The following is a 19,407-nucleotide window of genomic DNA, read 5'->3' as shown; positions in this document are numbered from 1 at the left end:
ACTATCACACAAGGTCTCTTGTTTGATCAATCAGCTCCGAAATAAGGCAGGAACAATAGTGATGGCTGCGATGTGAATACACTGTGTGAGAATGTTTCCCGAAATCACCAATTTCGTCTCGACCTCAAATACCTATGGGCTAAACAACTGATTACCTGTATATTTATAAAAAAAAGCCTATGAAAACTCTCATCATTTTCATTTCATTGGTATTTCTCACAACACTTTCTGGTTGTGAGCAGGCGTTTTTGGATCTTCACGACGGTCACGGTAAAAAGAAGTATCTGGTTGACTTCCGCTTCGGGGGGTATAACCATACGGTAGGAGAGCCAAACACCGGCTTTCAAACAGAACCGCTTAAGAATTACGTTTCCCAGTTGAGTGTCATTGTGTATAGCATGGAAACAGGAAATGAGGTGGCTCGACAAACGCACCTCTTCACGCAAAGCAATTTCGGAGATATCGAATTTGAGCTACCCAAGGGAAACTATCGGTTTGTAGCTGCAAGTTCGCAAACGCCTTTTGGCATTAATCAGTTTCGGCTTCAAGACACTCTTAGCGCTGTAATGTTGCCCTACCAGGAGGCGAATATGCAATACTGGCAAAAATCCCACAGCGAAGCGAACCGAACGTATCAAACCACCGATACCTTTTTGGCGCAGGTGGACGCGAACATCGCTAGCGATAAAACACTGGACATAATCATGCAGCGAATCATTGGAAAGCTGGAGGTGAGGATCTCCGATTTGACGGACTATCAGGTGGAGATTTATCTAGAGCAGACAGCAGTCATGTTTGCATCGGGAAGTACTTTTGGACGCGTCCAGAACTACACATTTCCAAGATCGAGCAATCTGGACGGGCCAATTGATATTCTTCTCCTGAACACCTCCCGTCCGGTTCTAGTTCAGCTTCTCGGGGCAGGCACCCCAAGAGAGGTGTACGTCCCGATTCATAAGAACCAGATAACGGTGCTCGAAGGGAAGATGGTAACGCAGGAATTTAACATTTCAGTGAAGTGAGAAACGGCGGTGTAACTCACCGCCACCCTAGCCCGGGCGCGACATGTTCCAAAATCGAGGACAATACATGCACATTGTAGTCAACGCCCAAAGTGTTCGGTATGGTCAATAACAGTGTGTCGGCTTCCTGGATAGCTTCATCTTTGGCCAATTCGTCAATAAGCTGCTGCGGTTCCGCTGCGTAACCCTTGCCAAAGATCGCCCGCTTATTACTATCGATATAACCGAACTTGTCGTCACGACTCGCTTCATGACCGAAATAATACCGGTCCTGGTCATTAACCAACGCGAAGATTGAACGGCTTATCGATGTACGGGGTTCCCCCGCGTGTCCAGCTTTCTTCCAGGCATCTTTAAAAAGCCGTAACTGTTCAGCCTGCTGTACATGAAACGGCTTGCCACTCTCATCGTATTTCAGTGTAGAGCTCTGCAGATGCATCCCGTTTTCGGCAGCCCAAATAGCCGTAGCATTCGATGCCGCGCCCCACCAGATACGATCCCGCAGACCTTCTGAGTGCGGTTCCAACCGCAACAATCCCGGCGGATTGGGAAACATGGGATACGGATTAGGCTTAGCAAAGCCGACACCTTTGAGTTTATCCAAAAATTCCAGAGCTTTTCTTCTTCCCATATCGGCGTCACTTTCTCCTTCTTTCGGTTCATAGCCGAAATATCGCCACCCGTCGATCACCTGCTCCGGAGAACCTCTGCTAATGCCCAGCTGCAAGCGCCCTCCGGAAATAAGATCAGCAGCACCGGCATCTTCCACCATGTACATAGGGTTTTCATACCGCATATCGATCACGCCGGTACCGATCTCGATTTTACTCGTCCTTGCCGCAACGGCAGCCAGCAAAGGAAACGGTGATGCCAGTTGAGCAGCGAAATGATGCACCCGGAAATAGGCACCGTCAAGGCCAAGTTCCTCTGCGGCAACAGCAAGTTCAATGGCTTGAAGCAAAGTATCCCCAGCGCTACGGGCCTTATAAGAAGGTTGATTCGACCAATGCCCGAACGATAAAAAGCCAATTTTTTTCATTGAGATAAATATAATGAATAAGTTACTCCCTTATCAACTCCTCAATCTGCTTCAGAAAACCAGCGGATGAGTAATTAGCAAGTCCTGTATGATGAAGCCTGACTTTGCCTCTCTTGTCGAGCACAACTGTTGTGGGCAATGATCCGGAATAAACTTCCTTGGGCACACTTCCGACCGACCTGTATAGGGGAACGGAGTATTTCTCCTTATTGAGATAAGCCTTTACGGTGGTAGGATCACTATCCTCGTTAATCATCAGAAAGAAAACATCAGGATGGTCTTTAAATTCTGAATATAGTTTTTCAATTGAAGGAAATTCTGCCCGGCATGGAGGGCACCACGATGCCCAGAAATTAACAAACACGACCTTATTTCTCAAAGAAGCTGTGTTTTGAATAGTTCCGTTTCCGTCTTCGAAACTAAAATCAACATGACTATCATTCGAATCTTCAGAAGTATTTCTATCGATGCTCGCATTAAAGAACCCTGTTAACATCATCTGTCGTAGCACAAACGACTTTGCATCAGGGCTAACCATTAAAACGATTAAGGCGATTCCAATAATGAGGGAGAAGCCATTATTTCGAAGAAATTGCAACAATCTATTCATATGCGGTCTTTGCAAAAGCTGATTTCCAACAATCGGGCAGATTAAAACAGCTACAGTAAAAGACAATCACTTAACCAAATCATTTTGACTTTTTCGCCGTCTTTTGCTTCTTAAGCTTGCCGTCCTTACCCTCAATATATAAATATTCCGGATTTAAGCCATCAAGCGCTATAACCCCTTGCAGCGAAGAAAACTTCGCCGGGTCCTGCTTCCATGACCACACCAGTTTACCCTGCGGTGTAAACTCAAGCAGTTGACTGCCGCTGTGACCAAAATCTGGGCCATGTCCCTGCCAGTTTGTAACCAGATAGTTGCCGTTCTTCAAAACTTGAAAGCCTGCAAAGAAATGAGGATTCACTTCCTTAGGGCCTGTGAAAGTTTTACTGACGGCACCATTTTTATCAAGAATCTGAAAGTTCACTGCATAACCCGAGCTAACAACAGTCTTATTTCTACGCAGTCGCAACGCCTGCCATGAATTAATTTTCTTAGGTCCGGTCAAATTGGCTTTCCATATAACTTTCCCATCCCGGTCAGACTCAAACACCATGGTATTGGCGGTAATTAAAAAAGTTCCCTTAGCCGTTTCCCTAACCAAACGCACATAATTATGCTCCGGAAAATTTAAAACCTTCCTATTCGTTCCGTCTGCATCAACTTCCAATAGAACAACACCCTTTTTACCTTCCCAATTCAGCCCCACAAGCAATGTATTCCCGTTCTTTAATCGACGCGCCATTACAGACCCTGCATAATCAGAAACCTCTTTCAGCATTCTTCCTGAACGGACATCAAGTTCCTGATATCCCGTACCAGTACTCACAAGTACGGTTCTGTTGCCCACCAGCTGCAGATCACGGCCTGCAGGCACTTTAATAAACCAGTTGGCCGTCGAATCATCCAGGTTTACGAAGCTGACCTGTGAGAGACCCTCATCCCTAAGCAAAAACTTTCGGTTCCCCGAGTATTTCTGCGCTAAAACTGAAGAGCATGCAATGATTCCAATCAAACAGGTTAAAAGCTTTTTCATCTTTATCTTTATTAGGGAGGTTTACGGTTGACTCCACTCTCATCAACGGCTTCAAACCTACACAGAATTGACGAAAAACACGAACCACATCTCCATCACTTCTCCAAAGGACACCTCAGGTTCCCGTCAACTAACCAGACACATTCGTAAACGCCATCTTCCGCGTCCACCATTAGCATTTTTATTATCCAGGTATAAATAATAAATTGCATAACAATAATCAAGTCACCTTCAAGTGCTTGCAGCCTGTACTTAATCTCCTAAAACCTAAAAGAAATTAAATGAAAGTTCCAATTCTAAGTACCTTCCTTATTGCAATAGCCTTATCCACTATGGCTCAGCCGCAAAGAAACCCTCTCCAAGTCAAAGTTGAACAAGGGATATTGCAGGGGAAAAATGAAAATGGCTTAACTGTCTTCAAAGGCATTCCCTTCGCAGCACCTCCTGTAAAAGAATTACGCTGGAAAGCCCCTCAACAAGCCGCAAAATGGGAAGGCATTAAACAAGCAACAGAGTTTTCTCCCTCCCCTTATCAGCCTGGAAACGCCGCTGCCGGAAAAAGCGAGGATTGCCTGTACCTGAATGTCTGGACACCGGCTAAATCACCCGAAGAGAAACTGCCCGTTATGGTCTGGATCTATGGTGGCGGATTCAGCTTCGGATCAACAGCAGATCCGACCACAACTGGTGCTAACCTGGCAAAAAAGGGCGTAATTATTGTGAGTATCCCCTACCGCGTTGGCCAGTTAGGGTTTCTTGCTCATCCAGAACTAAGTGCCGAAGATCCGAATAAAGTATCCGGTAACTATGGCTTACTAGACCAGATAGCGGGACTCAAATGGGTGCAGAAAAACATCAAAGCCTTCGGTGGGGATCCTGGAAAAGTGACCATATTTGGTGAGTCTGCCGGAGGGATATCTGTTAGCATGCTCTGCGCATCTCCATTAGCCAAGGGCCTGTTTCACGGTGCTATTTCCCAAAGCGGTGGCTCCTTCGGTCCAACTCGTGCCACTACCTACCCCGGCGAAAACATGAAAACGCTGAAGCTGGCTGAAGCTGATGGCCTTACATATGCCCAGGCAGTGAACGCTTCTTCTATAGCCGAATTGCGCAAACTGGATCCTGAGAAACTGCCTATGGGCATGAATATGGGTGGAGGATGGCCGATCATCGATGGTCACGTTCTTCCCGACAATCAGTACAAGCTTTACAAAGAAGGCAAATACAACCCGACACCCGTTCTGATTGGTTATAACTCAGACGAAGGACTCAGCTTTACCCGGGAAAAGAACCCTGAAGAATTTAAGGCTAATGTCGAAAAACGATATGGAAAGTTTGCCGAACCGCTATTGGCAGCTTATCCCCTTTCCAAAGATGGCATACCTAAATCAGCCCGCAACCTGAGCCGCGATGCAGCCTTCGGTTGGCAGACCTGGATCTGGGCTAATCTGCAATCGCAAACCAGTCAGGACAAGGTTTTCCTCTATTATTTCGACCAACACCCGGAATACCCGAAAGATTCTCCAAAATACGGACAGGGATCTCCGCATGGACAAGATGTGGCCTATGTATTTCAGACCCTGAATGACAAGAATCCCGATATTACTCCCTCTGATATCAAGGTTTCAGATCTCATCAGTACCTACTGGACAAACTTTGCTAAAACCGGGAATCCCAACGGAAAAGGAGTACCAGAATGGCCGGCCTTCAAGCACACAAATCCAAAAGTGATGTATCTGAAAACAACTTCGCACCTTGGCCCCGTTCCCGATGAAAAATCCATGAGGGTATTAGATTCATACTTTCAATGGCGATTCACTCAGGAAGGGAAAGACTGGGCAAAATAGCATACAGCGCCAAGCCTGATCATCAAAGCGAACTTGAAGGTCAGGCCTTTTTAACAAATTCTGATTTGAGCGCCATAGCACCGAAACCCTCTATCTTGCAATCAATATTGTGATCGCTATCCACCAGACGGATATTCTTGACCTTTGTACCAGCTTTGATGCTCTTCGGGCTCCCTTTTACCGGCAGATTTTTGATTGTAATCACAGAATCGCCGTCGGCCAGAATATTACCGTTACTATCTTTTACGACGAAGCTTGTCTCACCAGTCTGCTCTTCAGCAGCAGCCCACTCATGTCCGCACTCCGGACAAACCAGTAAGCTTTCCTGTTCATAAGTATAGGGTGATTGGCAAATTGGGCAAGGTGCTAGTTCGTTCATGTTATTAAATATTGTTCCAGGCAAAGGTAACAATTGCTATGATTTTCTTTTTTCATTGTCGCATTCTCAAATGATGAATATATCCTGTCATCACCCTACGACCACCCTCTAAATCGCAAAAAATGACGTAGAACATTTTGCGATATGGACATTCCTCTTACTTTTGAACAGCATGAACTTAATGAGCAGGCACTTACCAAAATAAACTTATATTCAAATAAATAATTCGTAGCGCATTGAAGGTAGCAGTTCTTAAAGAAAAGAAACATCCTGAAAAAAGGGTGGCATTAACGCCAGACGTTGTTAAAACACTGGTAAAAGCAGGGTTCAAATGTCATATTGAAAGTTCTGCCGGAGACGGGAGCGGATTTTATGACTCATCTTATGTTGCAGCAGGTGCCGTGATTGAAAAGGACAGAGCGCCTTTACTGGGCGACGCCAATATTTTGCTAAAAGTGAATGCCCCATCGCTTGATGAGGTATCGCTTTTAAAAGAAGGCGCTGTCATCATTTCCTTTATGTATGCTTACACGATCCCTGAGATAGTGGAAGCCTGTAATGCAAAGAAGATATCCACCTTTGCGATGGATGCAGTTCCACGGATTTCCCGGGCTCAAAAGATGGATGCATTAAGCTCTCAATCAAACTTAGCGGGATACAAAGCAGTACTTTTAGGTGCAAATGCACTAGGGAAAATATTCCCATTAATGATGACCGCAGCAGGCACAATTACACCTGCACGAGTACTCATTTTTGGTGCCGGAGTTGCAGGCCTGCAAGCTGTGGCTACTGCTAAACGCCTGGGGGCGGTTGTAGAAGTAACAGATGTACGGGTCGAAACGAAGGAACAGGTAGAATCACTTGGCGGACGCTTTTTACAAGTAGAGTCAGATGGCGTTCAAACCGAAGGCGGATACGCGACAGAGGTCTCTGAGGAGTATTTAAAGAAGCAAAAAGAACTTATTTCCAAACATGTAGCGGAAGCTGATATTGTGATAACGACAGCTCTTGTAATCGGAAAAAAAGCACCGGTACTGATTACTGAAGACATGGTCAAAACGATGAAACCAGGTTCAGTAATCGTTGATATGGCCGTAGAAAGCGGGGGCAACTGCGAGCTGAGCGAGTTCAATACAACAATTGTCAAACACGGAATTACCCTGGTTGGCGAAGCGAACCTGCCTGGACTCGTTGCTGTGAACGCCAGCGAACTTTACGCAAAAAACATCAGCACTTTGTTGCTACATCTGGCAGATAGGGAACATTTCAAATGGGACATGGATGATGAGATTACCAAAGGATCACTCATCACCCATAATGCTGAAATTGTGAACGATTTTACCAAAGAAATACTAAATAAAAACAAAGCATGAACCCAGAAAACTTAATCGTACTGCTCTATGTGCTGGTTTTGGCCAGTTTCGTCGGATTTGAACTTATCGCCAAAATCCCTCCTACTTTACATACACCACTAATGTCGGGTTCCAATGCCATATCCGGAATTACCATTGTTGGCGCCATTGTAGCCTCCGGTCCGGATGTATGGTCGACCAGTAAAGTTTTAGGAATAGCTGCACTTTTCCTGGCTACACTAAATGTAGTAGGTGGTTACGCAGTTACCGACAGAATGCTCCAGATGTTTAAAAAGAAGAAATGAATCAAGACATTATTATAAAAATAGCCTACTTGGTAGCATCCGTCCTGTTTATCGTGGGCATTAAGATGCTTGGAAAAACGACGACCGCCCGCAAAGGAAATACCCTAAGCTCTGCTGCAATGTTAATTGCCGTGTTAATAACGCTTTTGGATAAGAATGTATTAAGCTATACTGAAATATTCGTCACTATCCTGATCGGATCTGCTGTGGGCTTATATATCGCTCAGAAAGTCGAGATGACGCAAATGCCCGAAATGGTGGCGTTGTTAAATGGCTTTGGCGGTGCTTCTTCTGTTTTAGTAGCAACATCCGAATATTGGAAATTAGCACACGATAGCGCTGCAACTATGGATCCTATCGCTGCAATAACGACAGCCTTAAGTGTTATCATCGGCTCTGTTACTTTCACAGGATCTATGGTGGCGTTTGGCAAACTAAAAGGTTTGATAAACGGAGGGTCTGTGACTTTCAAAGGACAGCACTTATTAAACGCACTTTTTTTAGCTGCAATCATCATTCTATCCGCAATGATGGTTTCCAGTCCCAACACCGAAGTTTGGATGTTCTCCCTATTGTTCTTATCACTGGTTTTAGGCGTGTTGGTAGTGATACCTATCGGTGGTGCCGATATGCCAGTAGTAATTTCTTTGCTCAACTCTTACTCCGGTATCGCAGCATGTGCAACAGGTTTCATATTAAACAACCAGGTTTTAATCATCGCTGGCGCGCTCGTAGGAACCTCGGGTATCATCCTTACGCAAATTATGTGTAAAGCCATGAACCGTTCTTTAGCAAACGTGTTGTTAGGAGGCTTCGGTCAAACCGTAGGGACTTCTTCGAAGAGTGAGCAGGAAATAGTGACCAAAGAAGTGGGTGTTGAAGAAACAGCGATGCTTTTTGATTCGGCTTCCTCTGTTATCATTGTTCCGGGTTACGGAATGGCAGTGGCACAAGCCCAGCACGTGGTAAGGGAATTAACCGACCTGTTAGAAAAAAGGAACATCTCTGTTAAGTTCGCTATTCATCCTGTTGCAGGACGTATGCCGGGGCACATGAATGTACTTTTGGCAGAGGCAAATATCCCTTACGATAAGTTGATTGAAATGGACGACATCAATGATGAATTCGCTAATACCGATATCGCATTAATTATTGGTGCGAATGATGTTGTGAATCCCGCTGCCCGTAACAATCCACAAAGCCCTATCTATGGTATGCCGATATTAAATGCTGACAAAGCTCGTACTGTAATTGTTTCTAAACGGAGTATGAACGCAGGTTATGCAGGTATCGAGAACGAATTGTTCGGCTTTCCAAACTGCTTAATGCTATTTGGAGACGCCAAATCTTCTATGTCTAAAGTAGTAAGCGAGCTAAAGGAGCTCTAAATAATCTAACAGTTTTGGACTGGTGTCTCCGAGTATCAGAGAACTTAAAGGACACTAAATGCAAAAAAAGCGGGGATTCATTCCCCGCTTTTCTTATGTCACATTATGAAATGCCTGAAAGTAACATCTATTATTTACTGTATGGAAAGTTTCGGGATACCTTTCTCATCATCCGATCAATTAATTCATCGCTGGAAGAAAAGACTCCATCATTCATAGCTTTGAAGAAACGCCACAACATATCGCCTGACTGACCGTTATAAACAGCCATAGTTAGTGAACCTGAGCCTGTTTTGCTTCCAATACCACCAAATAAAACAGTAGTTACAATTGCTCCAGCTTCTGATCTTGTTTGCTCTGTCTCAAATTTCCCTGAAATGACGGCATCAACACCTAAAGCCTTCGCCACTTCATCTTTAGTAACTTCATCTAATTTGTCAATCAGCCCGGCTTTTTTCAGCAACACATTTGTCTTTTCGACATCTTGAAATTCAACAGTGTAGTTGCTTGACTTTCTAAGGAGAAAAGTATACATACTCGACTGAATGGAAGTTGCCATTGCCCTTTCCTTTTGCACATGGGCTTCCAGATCAAAATCTTTGGGTTGCTTCTTGAAAGATATTTTAGTTCCAAAGGGAAGGATGGCTACGACTTTATGTGTAGCCACAGCAGTCTTTAGTTTAGGACTTTCAAATACTTGTTTCGCATTTTCGTATTGCCCAAAAGCAAGTAGGTTTGCACTGATGAGTACGAACAGGAGTAAGGTTTTTTTCATATAATTATTGTTTATACAATGATATTAAAATTAGTTGATTAGCCGGTCAATTCCAGGCCTGCACAAAAGCTTCGAGAGTAGCTCGAAAAACGTAAAAAAGGGTGCAACCGTTAACCGGTGCACCCTTTTACTTTATTGCCTATTGCGAAATTAACTATTTCTTTTTAAGACCTTCCACTACCCCCATGTAAGCAGGCTTCCTCACCTGGCCTTCTGTCCACAGACCTACAGGCTCCCCGGCCCTCCAACCTGAACCGGCAGGACTATCTAACGGACTCCAGATCGTGATACCGTAACGCTGTGCTGCAGGAACAAGCTCCATATACTTTTGGATTACCCACTTGTACATCTCCGCTTGTGCAGCATACTGTGCCGGTGTCGCCTGAGGAGTCAATACCTTTCCTCCAAGACCCATATCCAGTTCTGATACCTTTATAAGTTTCCCTGTAGCTGCAAGCAACTTGAACATTTCCTCAATTTTCGCTTTATCCGAAGTGGCATCGATATGCATTTGAGTACCAATTCCGTCGATTTTTGCGCCTTTAGATTCCAGATACTTCACGTATTCTATCAGACCGCGACACTTATCAAGGCTGTATTCGAGATTATAGTCATTGATAAAATGGATGTCCGTCGGATTACCGTATTGTCTTGCGAGCTGAAAAGCCTTCAAAGCATAATCCTTACCCAAATAATCCTGCCAGAAGAAGTGATCCGCGGGAATAGACTCTCTTCCTGCTGCTGTTTTGAGCTCCATAGGCTTTCCGTCGTCCATAGGTTCGTTAACAACATCCCAAGCTTTGACATACGGCTTAGATACTTCAAGCATGCCCTTGATCCAGTTTTCGAGAGCAGCAGTAAGGATGACTTTCTTTTCTTCCGCAGTCTTTTCAATTATGGTACTTCCACCCTCCGGATTCAATTTCTCCAGTTTTAAATTATCGAAGTAAAACGTCGTTGCGGTTTTTCCGAGATTAAAGGCGATCGCGCCGCTGGTCACCATTTCCGTAGTGACGACAATTTCCCTGGTATAAGTCTTCCATTCCGGGGTTGAGTTCACAGTACCAAAAAAATCCCAGTGTTTATAAGATCCTGCTGTAATATGAGCCTGGGTGCCATAAGAAGCATTTACATCAGAACGTACATCAAGTGTAAGCCGATACTGCTCTCCAACCTTGACGGCGGGCGAGAACTTCACAAACAACTGAACGTCCCAGTCGTTGGCACGAACAGCTGTATTCGTAATCTTCAGTGCTCTTCCAGATCCCTTAGCACCCTGTCCCTGCGCAGTAAATCCAGCCACCGCGTTTGTATTGTACTGATAATTCGGCGCAGCATCCGTCTCAAAGTCCGCAGCTGTGACGAGATCCCAACTAGGTCCTCCGGTTGAAGGAATCACTACTGGCGCTATTAAACTCTTCAAATAAGTTGCGTTCTGATTGGCATGCCAGGCAAGCGTATGTCCGTATACGGAAGTACCTGCCTCCGATGCTGTTTCAAGAAGCGCAGTTACGTTAGCCAGGTTTAATGTTCCATTAGCCTGGACGATAGCCCCATGCTTCATTTCATACCCCAGCGTTATTTCATCAAAGTTACTGTTTGCAAGCCTGTACATCAGGCCCTTGCTTGTATACTGAGATAATGAAAGTGCCACGCCAAGCTTAAAACCGGGGTTTGCCGCTCTATCTATATAAGCCTTCAAGGGCTCCAAAGAATCTATTCTTTCCTGCTCAATGACTGTCTGAGGTTTTTCAACCTCGTAGTCAAGAGATTCATATTCATTACAGGAAACTAAGCCCACCGAGAAGGCCAGCCCTAATGCGAATTTGTTAACTAATTTCATTTGTTCCGGATCTAAAGTTTATAATTAGTTCGCTATCGGGGTAAAGAATTCTGCTTTCACTCCCCGGTCACGCAAAACCAGGGTGTCCGTAGAAGAAACATTCCTTTCCGGCAATTCCACCTGATAAGTCAGGTAAAGGGCGTCACGGTCTTTGCTACCCCAACTGTTTTTTTCACCTTTCTTTACAAACTTACCGCTTCCACTTGCAGTGAAGCTCGCATCGGCTGCAGCAATTGTGCAATTGCCATCGTCACTAAAGGTGAGAAGCAAAGTACGATTGATGTTTGTTGCGTCGGCAGCCTTGAAGCTCACAGGGAATTCAACCTGATTTAATGATCGGGTACTTATCTTCTTCACTTCATCTTTTTCCACGTATTGCGCATGTCTGGTTACGGTTGTATTCAGAGCCGTGTTTCCATTTTTACCAACAAATACATCTTTTCCTCTGCGCAGGTAGTTACCGTCCCACTGATTGATGTATCTAATGGCATAAAGCGTGTACGATTTACTCGCCAGAATAGAGTCGGCACCCGACAGATTGGTCATCGATAAGGGAATCACATAGGTGGTCTTTATAGATAGAGGATCTGCAAAGAAGGCATCAGTAAGCTGTACCTCTACCCCGCCTATCAGTTTATCCGAAGGAATGACTATCCTATCCGAAGCAAGTCTGTAATAGCTTTCAGGCATAGGTCTTACAGCTCCACTAAACGGAGCGGGAAAATTTAGCCCTTGAGTCAGAGAGTTATTTACAGCTATTCCTATTGTTATATCTTTCCTATTCTTATACACACCGCCAGTTGTAGCCATAATCTGTACCTTCTTTTCATTATCTAATGAAGTATCGAATATGTCTTCACCCAATGTTAGCGTGCGGATTGGGCCTTGATAGGAGAAATAGACCGACTGGACATCATAGTCGGGAAATGCCCATTCTTCATTTTTACAGGAGCTTAATGCTGCTACCAGCACCAGCGCAATATTTAATAATCTTTTCATCACAATATTTTAGTTATATATGAACTCAGATAGGGCAACCGAATCGTTAAACCCTATCATTGTTTTATAATCTGCAGCGGATTACCATCCTGTATTTTGTTGCAGCGCGTTAAATTTTAAAACCTCACTATAAGGGATAGGGCCAAACCTCATAAAATCCTGATATGATCGAGCCTCGACATCAATTACCTGATGAACGTTTTGCTGTATACGAACTCCCTTAGCCGTTTCGTTCAAATCTTGGTTCCACCTGCGCAGATCCCAGAATCTAAAGCCTTCAAAGGCTAGCTCCAATCTCCGCTCATTCCTGATCAGCGTTCTCATAGCATCCTTGTCATTTTTCACTGATTCAAGGTAAGCATCTCCATTGGTTCTTCCTACACCTGCCCTGTTACGCAGTGCTTTAATAATATCATAAGCACTGTTGGCATTACCTCCCGTTCCTGTTGGTCCCCATGCTTCATTCGCCGCTTCGGCGTATGCCAGAAAGATTTCAGTATAACGGATGTGTGGTCTATAATGCTTCTGGTTGTTAATGGAAGCAGAATTCCTGCTCACATCTTGTCTCAGCAGTTTACGCATGTAATAACCCGTTCTGGTAGAAGTTTCCACCCTGTTCAAAGCATCATTGGTAAGGCCATCAGCTGATGTGTTGATTACGGCATTCGTCGGACCTGCGATTTCTCCGTTATACACGATGTACTTAGCTAAACGTGGATCGCGATTCGCGTAAGGAGTACCAGAGCTGTAGCCACTTGATGCAGCATCCCTGATGGGATAACCATTAGCCATCGGGAACGCATCGACGAGGTTCTGTGTCGGATTCAGACGTCCGTTTCCAAACAATGTAGGTGGATAATGGTCTGCTTCAAGGTCACTGTTAGAACCAATATTAGTACGCCATAGTATTTCCTTAGGAATGGCTCCCGAGGCTAAAGCGTCAATTTCAGCTTTGTTGTTGTACCAGGTTACACCCTCAGGATCCAGGTTGGTCAACCATCCGTTAAGCTGCAGAACTTCTCCGGCACGATTCGCCGCTTCAACCCAGCGATCAGGATTATTTGCCGTCGAGTACGCAGGGCTAGCTGCCAGTAGAGCTGCCTTTGCACGGATTGCCTTCGCAATCCTCGCTGTCATCCTCAGTTTAAAAAGACGGCCAAAAACCCGGTTGTAATTTTCCGTTTTTACCCCTGCATACTTAGCAGGCACCTGAGATGCTGACGAGATGTCGTTATAGTCCAAAGGAAGAAGTTCTTCCGCCTTTGCAAGGTCGCTATAAATCTGTTGCATACACTCGTCAAAAGTTGCCCTCGGCTTATTAAAGTCTGAAGTAGGTGTTTCCGGATCCAGAACCAAAGGAAAGCCATACAAAACGCCGTTTACCCAACCGGCATGAGCCTGCAGCATATAAAACATCAAATACGCTCTAAGGCCATAAGCCTCGCCTGTAAGCCTGTCCTTGAACATCGTAGCAAGCATTGGATCTTTAGTATCCCAGTTCACTTTGTCGGCCTCAGCCAGAAACATGTTCAGGTATTGAATGCCAGCACGTGAATTAGTCCATTGATCCAGAGGATTCAAAACAGATGACCATTGTCCCGTAGCAACTCTCCTGAAATTATTGGTTGCATCATTACTTACCGCATCATCGGTTGCTACATCGCTAAATGTCCAGCCGTTTGTCGGAAGACGGGTATAGCCATTCAATAACAGGCCGTGAGCCAAACTCGGTTCATCATATATATTTTCGAAGTCGCCGTTATTCTGGGGAGCCGGGTCTGTTAATTTCTTACAGCCGGTAAGCGCTAGAACAACACCTATAAGTAGCACTGAAAATCTATTCATATCATTAAGTGTTAAATCATTAAAAGAGAGCCTTTACGCCCAGGTTGTAAAGCCGCGTCTGAGGAGCAGCGCCAAAATTTGTTTCCAGTATCTCCCGTTCCTTTGCCCCTGTAAGTAGATTATATCCTGCTACATATATACCGAGTTCATGAAGAAACTTACTCTTCAATACGTTATCAGAAATCTTGTATGATATCTGCACTTTGGAGAGATCAATCCTGTCTGTAGAATACATCCAGAAGTCAGAGTTCCTGAAATTGTTATCACCGCCAAGCGTTGTCAGTCGTGGGAAGGTCGCTGTATTTTTAGTTTCCTCCGTCCAGCGGTCCCTCACAACAGCAGAATATTTATCATCACCATTAACCCAGAAATAGCTATTGCTCTTCATTGCATAGGCGCCAAAGCGACCGGTTGCCAATGCGAAAAACGTCAGGTTCTTCCATGTCGCAGACAGGTTAACCCCTACAGTCAAAGGAGATCCAGACCATCCTCCACGACCAAGATATACCTCATCCCGCTCATTGATGACATTGTCGCCATTTTGATCCTTATATCGGATATCACCCGGCGCAATCGCACCAAATGCAGGCTTAGCACCATTTACACCGTCAGCAGCAGCAACTTCCGCGGCGTCCATATAGAAGCCATCGCTTTGAAGACCCCAGATAGCATCCAGTGGTCTGCCTGAGCGATTCTGGTAAGCATCCTGGAAAATTTCTGCACGCTTTGTCGCTTTCGTAGTATAATAGGTTAATGCAGTACCCAGGATCCAGTTTACGGCGCCAATGCGCTTGTTAACATTCAGATAAAAATCAAGGCCTGTGCGTTGATCATTATTATAGTTCACATAAGGGATGAACGATGAACTCGGGAAATTTTGAGTAAAATAGTTTGGATACAACGCAGATGCCTGAATAGCATTACCAGACAACGTGTTACGGAAAACGTTTGCACCAAAGCTAAGCTGATTTTTAAACAAAATACCATCTATACCCAGACTAACCTCTTCTCTTCTGGCCATTTTCAGATCGAAGTTTTCGCCTCTCCGCGAATCAGTTGATTGTGTTCCCGAGCCGTCATTCCAGCCATACCAGTTTCCGGTACCGGTGTATATGCTTTCGTACAGGAAATAATCCGTAATGTCGATATCCGTATGTAAGATTCCGGCAGAAGCTGTTAGCTTCAGATTGTCAATAAACGATACATCTTTAAGGAATGGCTCTTCGCTAAGTCTCCAGCCGATCGAGCCTGCCGGTGAAAATGCAGTACGATTGCCCGAAGCGAGCTTTGGTGAGCGCACTACAGCACCCGTAAGTTCTGCAAAGTACTTTTGGTTGAAGTTGTATCCCAACTGCAAACCAATGTTCGAATTGGTAGTCGGCTGGTAAACTTCAGAAAGAGATTGGCGGAACGCGGCACCCATCAATATTGCCGAGATGTTGTGACTACCGTTTACTGTCTTATTGTAATTCAACTGCGCCGATAACGAAATCGTTTGACGGTACCAGCTATCTGCAATTACTTCCTGTCCGCTACGTGTGTCTTGTCCGAAGATCTGTAGTCCTGACAGTAAATCTGTACCTGAATACGATGTCCAGGTCGGTTGATAAGTTGCGTACCCGTTTCTGTAACCCTGGTTGTATCTGTTCCAGTAATCCACGCCCATTGTTGTGCTAAAAGATAAGCCATCCATTAGACCATTCAGATCCGCATCCACACCTGTGGTGAACTGAAATTCACGTTGCACGAATTTATTACTACCCCCTGCGTAGATTGCAGCGAATGGGTTCGTTTGATCCAGAGATGTACCACCGAGAACATACTTATTGTCAATAATCGTAGCGGCATTCACTATAGCCCAATTAGCCTCATCATTCTCTTCCAGGTAGCTCAAAGGTATGAGTGGAGTAAAGCGATTCGGACGTAACGTTGCGGCGCTTCCAAAATAGTCTGTATTCACACCGGAACCGTTTGCGAACACTGCACTGGCGTCGATCCGCGCTTTCAAAATCCTGTTAAGCTTCATATCAACATTACCGCGCACGTTGAAACGTTGCGTCGTATTGTGATCCTTCGCCTCGCCAAAGTTCAGAAGAGAACCATTTGAACTCATACCCAGATTAGTATAATAGCGGGCACGCTCGTTACCTCCCGATATTTCAGTTACAGCATCGTAGCGCGCATAACTGTTCTTAATGTAATCAGATGAGTAGTAATCCACGTTCGGATAACGGTAAGGATTTCCTGCAGAATGATTGTAGATAGCCTCGTCAGAATACAATACGCCCAGGCCATCATTCAGTCTGGCCTCGTTATACAATGTCATGTATTCAGAAGAACCCAGGTATTGAGGATATCCTTTCGGAGCATTAATACCCGCATTTGCGCGGACGTTTATGCGTTGATTAGAGTCTGTTCCCCTCTTCGTAGATACCATAATAACGCCTTTTGCGCCCCGGCTTCCATAGAGGGCAACGGCTGATGCACTTTTCAGAAAGGTAATATGGTCGACTTCATTAGGTGAAATGCTGCTGATATCACGAGGCACACCATCTATCAATACCAGCGAGCTGTTCATTCCCCATAACTGGTTTCCATTGTAACCGGGTGCAAAAGCTTCCAGGCCGTCATAATTGATGAGATAGTTCTTTTCCAACAGTTCGGAAATATTTACACTGGATACTCCCGATGGCAAGTCCTTAGCATTAGCCGATTTGAAAGCAACATTGACAGAATAAATATCCTGAGCCAGGTCAATGCGATCTAAATCAGCAGTGACCACGATAGAGGATGTCTTGTAGCCATCAGCGCTGACAGTAAGAATGGCTTCTTCCGGAACGCTAACCTCTAACATGCCGCGGCTATCAGTCACCGTTTTAAGTTTTAGCGATTCGTTGGTAATTACAGCCCCGGAGAGCGGTTCGCCGCCAACCCCCCGGACAATTGCTTTAACAGCTATTTTAGCGGCATCCTGAGCATTTGCCACACCAACCGAGAGCATGACAAAAAGGTATATAGCCCATGCTATTCTTGAATATTTCATATTAAATTTTTTATCTGATCTATACACTCGATGAATTACCAACCGGGATTTTGTTTAAACTCCGGATACATGTTTACATCGGATCTCTTAAGCGGCAACCAGTAATGCCTTTCTCCGAATGGACGCTGCAAGATCACCCGTTCACGATAGTTTACCACCCTGTTTTCCTTTGGATCAATGGTTGAATTCAACGTTGCAGCCCTGTCGAACTCCGCTGCCGTCTTCAAAGTATAAGGCACTTCTGAAAGGAGATACCAGCGGCGAAGATCGTTAAAGCGGTGACCCTCAAACGCGAGTTCCACAGCACGTTCCCTTCTAACCTCTTTCATAAACTCGTCAGCAGAAGCAAGGAATTGAGGAGCAACATGTGCTACACCTGCCCTGTCACGAATAACGTTGACAGCATCGACAGCCGTCTTGGCGAATCCCGGAGCACTCGCAGCAGCTGAGTTGTAACCTGCAGCAACAGCCTCGGCATACATCAGATAAATGTCGGCTAAACGCATGTACGACACCTTTATATTAAGATTCTGACCATAATTCCATCCCTGATCATACCCATTGGCGGTACGTGGGACGAACTTGTACAAAAGATATCCTGTACGGCTACCTGACCGGTCATCGCGATAGCTTCCCCCGGTGTGAAGATTAGCATAGCGATTGCGCTCCACTTCTTCAGCGAGCGGGCCCTGAATCACCTTCACTCCGTCATAACCGATGTCATTATAAAAACGAGGATCGCGACCGCGCCATGGGTACTGCGGATCATATCCCGATGCAGCATCTGCCTGAGCTGAGTTAGGAATAGGAAGGCCGTTCTGCATTCCGTAATAGTTCACATAATTGGCAGTAGGTGTAAAAACAAGCGACTCAGCACCCGCTACAAGCGTCATATACTGTTTTGCGGTTCCGTAAGTAGATCCATGGGCTCCCCAATACGGACCCGTAAAAATCGCTTCAGTACCGCCGGGAATCATGAAATTCTGCCCGATTGTATAAAAGTTATCGCTGTATTTGTTAAAAGGCAGCAACCTGTGAGGAGCAGCACCACTCTCTGTAAGCTGTAAAAGTTCAGCAAACGCCGCTGCTGCAAGTTTACTTAACTCAGCGTTGTATGATTTACTTCCTGTAGATTCTGAATTCATCAGCGGACTGGCTGCCCACAGGTAGTTTTTACCCAGATAGCCCAGAGCCATGATCTTGTTAATACGCAATTGATTCTTTCCAAGCGTTGTTCTTCCAGCCTGGGTGTCATCCCAATTTATCGGTAGCAGATCGGCAGCTTCGCGAAAATCTTTTGCGGCCAGAGCTGCACATTCCTGGTAGCTTAGTCTCGGAAGCCTTAGTGGCTCATCAGACGGAAGCACCTTATCAACATACGGCAAGCCTCCGAAATACTGCATAAGCATGAAGTGAGACCAGGCTCTGAAAAAAAGAAGCTGACCTTTGATCAGTTTCCGCTCCTCATCCGTTGCGTTAACCATCTTATCTATATTCTCCAAGCCTATGTTCGATTTACGAATGGCGTACCATGCCAGCGGCCAAAGCCCTTTTGTCATACGGTCATTATTCGTATTTGCCGTAGCGTTGTCCATGAACCCCGCACCCCAGCCGTCGAATTCGCGCTGCCATCCCCAAAAATCGCCGTTATCGATCTTGTTAACGATGTGAAAATTCTGGACCGTAGATTGAATCTCATCCTCGCCCCAATTCCAGCTATTCGTCCAATACCGGTTCGTGAAATCCGGAATACAGTTATATAGTTCTTCTGTATATCCCTGAAAGTTTCGAAAGTCTTTGAATGCAGACTCCTCTGATACGATTGACTCCGGATCCCTGTCTAAATACTTTTTACAAGAAACTCCTCCTACCATAGAGGAAACGAGTCCCATAATCAATATGCTCTTTATATATCTTTTCATTACAATCA

At 45.0% G+C, this 19,407-nt stretch carries 15 protein-coding genes; 5 read left to right on the top strand and 10 right to left on the bottom strand.

Annotated elements, in window-relative coordinates; all coding sequences use genetic code 11:
• Positions 1 to 179: 179 nt before the first annotated feature.
• A complete protein-coding gene (locus B0I27_RS02515) occupies positions 180 to 1,022 on the top strand; it encodes a FimB/Mfa2 family fimbrial subunit (RefSeq protein WP_106291035.1) in 843 nt (280 codons plus the stop codon).
• 16 nt (positions 1,023 to 1,038) lie between these two features.
• On the opposite strand, the gene B0I27_RS02510 is transcribed toward B0I27_RS02515, so the two are convergent.
• The 3 genes from B0I27_RS02510 to B0I27_RS02500 form a co-directional block, all read right to left on the bottom strand.
• On the bottom strand, positions 1,039 to 2,061 hold the full coding sequence (locus tag B0I27_RS02510) for an LLM class flavin-dependent oxidoreductase (protein WP_106291033.1): 1,023 nt from the start codon (positions 2,059 to 2,061) through the stop codon (positions 1,039 to 1,041).
• A gap of 22 nt (positions 2,062 to 2,083) precedes the next feature.
• The gene (locus tag B0I27_RS02505) at positions 2,084 to 2,671 is read right to left on the bottom strand and encodes a TlpA family protein disulfide reductase (RefSeq protein WP_245925405.1); all 588 of its coding nucleotides are present in this window, start codon (positions 2,669 to 2,671) and stop codon (positions 2,084 to 2,086) included.
• 79 nt (positions 2,672 to 2,750) lie between these two features.
• Positions 2,751 to 3,701 (bottom strand): hypothetical protein, encoded by a 951-nt coding sequence (locus tag B0I27_RS02500; RefSeq protein ID WP_106291031.1) that lies wholly within the window; start codon positions 3,699 to 3,701, stop codon positions 2,751 to 2,753.
• 281 nt (positions 3,702 to 3,982) lie between these two features.
• On the opposite strand from B0I27_RS02500, the gene B0I27_RS02495 reads away from it, so the two are divergent.
• Entirely contained in the window at positions 3,983 to 5,548 is a 1,566-nt protein-coding gene (locus B0I27_RS02495) for a carboxylesterase/lipase family protein (protein ID WP_106291029.1), read from the top strand.
• Positions 5,549 to 5,588: 40 nt separating this feature from the next.
• On the opposite strand, the gene B0I27_RS02490 is transcribed toward B0I27_RS02495, so the two are convergent.
• Positions 5,589 to 5,927, bottom strand: a complete 339-nt coding sequence (locus B0I27_RS02490; RefSeq protein WP_106291027.1) for a zinc ribbon domain-containing protein YjdM — start codon at positions 5,925 to 5,927, stop codon at positions 5,589 to 5,591.
• Positions 5,928 to 6,163: 236 nt separating this feature from the next.
• Here B0I27_RS02490 and B0I27_RS02485 point away from each other — a divergent pair, with 236 nt between their 5' ends.
• From B0I27_RS02485 to B0I27_RS02475, 3 genes are read left to right on the top strand one after another with little or no spacing between them, the layout of a single operon-like run.
• Complete coding sequence (locus B0I27_RS02485) at positions 6,164 to 7,300, top strand: Re/Si-specific NAD(P)(+) transhydrogenase subunit alpha (protein WP_106291025.1); 1,137 nt, start codon at positions 6,164 to 6,166, stop codon at positions 7,298 to 7,300.
• Entirely contained in the window at positions 7,297 to 7,584 is a 288-nt protein-coding gene (locus B0I27_RS02480) for an NAD(P) transhydrogenase subunit alpha part 2 (protein WP_106291023.1), read from the top strand. Before B0I27_RS02485 ends, B0I27_RS02480 begins: the two co-directional genes overlap by 4 nt.
• On the top strand, positions 7,581 to 8,972 hold the full coding sequence (locus B0I27_RS02475) for an NAD(P)(+) transhydrogenase (Re/Si-specific) subunit beta (protein ID WP_106291021.1): 1,392 nt from the start codon (positions 7,581 to 7,583) through the stop codon (positions 8,970 to 8,972). Before B0I27_RS02480 ends, B0I27_RS02475 begins: the two co-directional genes overlap by 4 nt.
• 130 nt (positions 8,973 to 9,102) lie before the next feature.
• On the opposite strand, the gene B0I27_RS02470 is transcribed toward B0I27_RS02475, so the two are convergent.
• From B0I27_RS02470 to B0I27_RS02445, 6 genes are all read right to left on the bottom strand, one after another.
• Entirely contained in the window at positions 9,103 to 9,747 is a 645-nt protein-coding gene (locus B0I27_RS02470; protein ID WP_106291019.1) for a hypothetical protein, read from the bottom strand.
• 154 nt (positions 9,748 to 9,901) lie between these two features.
• Entirely contained in the window at positions 9,902 to 11,590 is a 1,689-nt protein-coding gene (locus B0I27_RS02465; protein ID WP_106291017.1) for an endo-1,4-beta-xylanase, read from the bottom strand.
• 24 nt (positions 11,591 to 11,614) lie between these two features.
• Positions 11,615 to 12,589 (bottom strand): DUF5627 domain-containing protein, encoded by a 975-nt coding sequence (locus B0I27_RS02460; RefSeq protein ID WP_106291015.1) that lies wholly within the window; start codon positions 12,587 to 12,589, stop codon positions 11,615 to 11,617.
• A gap of 81 nt (positions 12,590 to 12,670) precedes the next feature.
• Positions 12,671 to 14,434: a RagB/SusD family nutrient uptake outer membrane protein gene (locus B0I27_RS02455; RefSeq protein ID WP_106291013.1), complete on the bottom strand. Its 1,764-nt coding sequence runs from the start codon at positions 14,432 to 14,434 to the stop codon at positions 12,671 to 12,673.
• A gap of 19 nt (positions 14,435 to 14,453) precedes the next feature.
• Positions 14,454 to 17,477, bottom strand: a complete 3,024-nt coding sequence (locus tag B0I27_RS02450; RefSeq protein ID WP_106291011.1) for a SusC/RagA family TonB-linked outer membrane protein — start codon at positions 17,475 to 17,477, stop codon at positions 14,454 to 14,456.
• 35 nt (positions 17,478 to 17,512) lie between these two features.
• On the bottom strand, positions 17,513 to 19,399 hold the full coding sequence (locus B0I27_RS02445) for a RagB/SusD family nutrient uptake outer membrane protein (protein WP_106291009.1): 1,887 nt from the start codon (positions 19,397 to 19,399) through the stop codon (positions 17,513 to 17,515).
• Positions 19,400 to 19,407: the final 8 nt, after the last annotated feature.

The sequence above is a fragment of the Arcticibacter pallidicorallinus genome, from assembly GCF_003002875.1.
GTDB classification, from domain to species: Bacteria; Bacteroidota; Bacteroidia; order Sphingobacteriales; family Sphingobacteriaceae; genus Arcticibacter; species Arcticibacter pallidicorallinus.
The sequence above is the reverse complement of the archived record's forward strand: the minus strand, read 5'-3'. Positions and strand labels throughout refer to the sequence as shown.

Excerpts from the sequence above, each read along its gene's own strand:
- B0I27_RS02450 (WP_106291011.1), bottom strand. The coding sequence starts at position 17,477 with ATGAAATATTCAAGAATAGCATGGGCTATATACCTTTTTGTCATGCTC.
- B0I27_RS02445 (WP_106291009.1), bottom strand. The coding sequence starts at position 19,399 with ATGAAAAGATATATAAAGAGCATATTGATTATGGGACTCGTTTCCTCT.
- B0I27_RS02460 (WP_106291015.1), bottom strand. The coding sequence starts at position 12,589 with ATGAAAAGATTATTAAATATTGCGCTGGTGCTGGTAGCAGCATTAAGC.
- B0I27_RS02495 (WP_106291029.1), top strand. The coding sequence starts at position 3,983 with ATGAAAGTTCCAATTCTAAGTACCTTCCTTATTGCAATAGCCTTATCC.
- B0I27_RS02455 (WP_106291013.1), bottom strand. The coding sequence starts at position 14,434 with ATGAATAGATTTTCAGTGCTACTTATAGGTGTTGTTCTAGCGCTTACC.
- B0I27_RS02475 (WP_106291021.1), top strand. The coding sequence starts at position 7,581 with ATGAATCAAGACATTATTATAAAAATAGCCTACTTGGTAGCATCCGTC.
- B0I27_RS02500 (WP_106291031.1), bottom strand. The coding sequence starts at position 3,701 with ATGAAAAAGCTTTTAACCTGTTTGATTGGAATCATTGCATGCTCTTCA.
- B0I27_RS02510 (WP_106291033.1), bottom strand. The coding sequence starts at position 2,061 with ATGAAAAAAATTGGCTTTTTATCGTTCGGGCATTGGTCGAATCAACCT.
- B0I27_RS02480 (WP_106291023.1), top strand. The coding sequence starts at position 7,297 with ATGAACCCAGAAAACTTAATCGTACTGCTCTATGTGCTGGTTTTGGCC.
- B0I27_RS02490 (WP_106291027.1), bottom strand. The coding sequence starts at position 5,927 with ATGAACGAACTAGCACCTTGCCCAATTTGCCAATCACCCTATACTTAT.
- B0I27_RS02505 (WP_245925405.1), bottom strand. The coding sequence starts at position 2,671 with ATGAATAGATTGTTGCAATTTCTTCGAAATAATGGCTTCTCCCTCATT.
- B0I27_RS02465 (WP_106291017.1), bottom strand. The coding sequence starts at position 11,590 with ATGAAATTAGTTAACAAATTCGCATTAGGGCTGGCCTTCTCGGTGGGC.
- B0I27_RS02515 (WP_106291035.1), top strand. The coding sequence starts at position 180 with ATGAAAACTCTCATCATTTTCATTTCATTGGTATTTCTCACAACACTT.
- B0I27_RS02470 (WP_106291019.1), bottom strand. The coding sequence starts at position 9,747 with ATGAAAAAAACCTTACTCCTGTTCGTACTCATCAGTGCAAACCTACTT.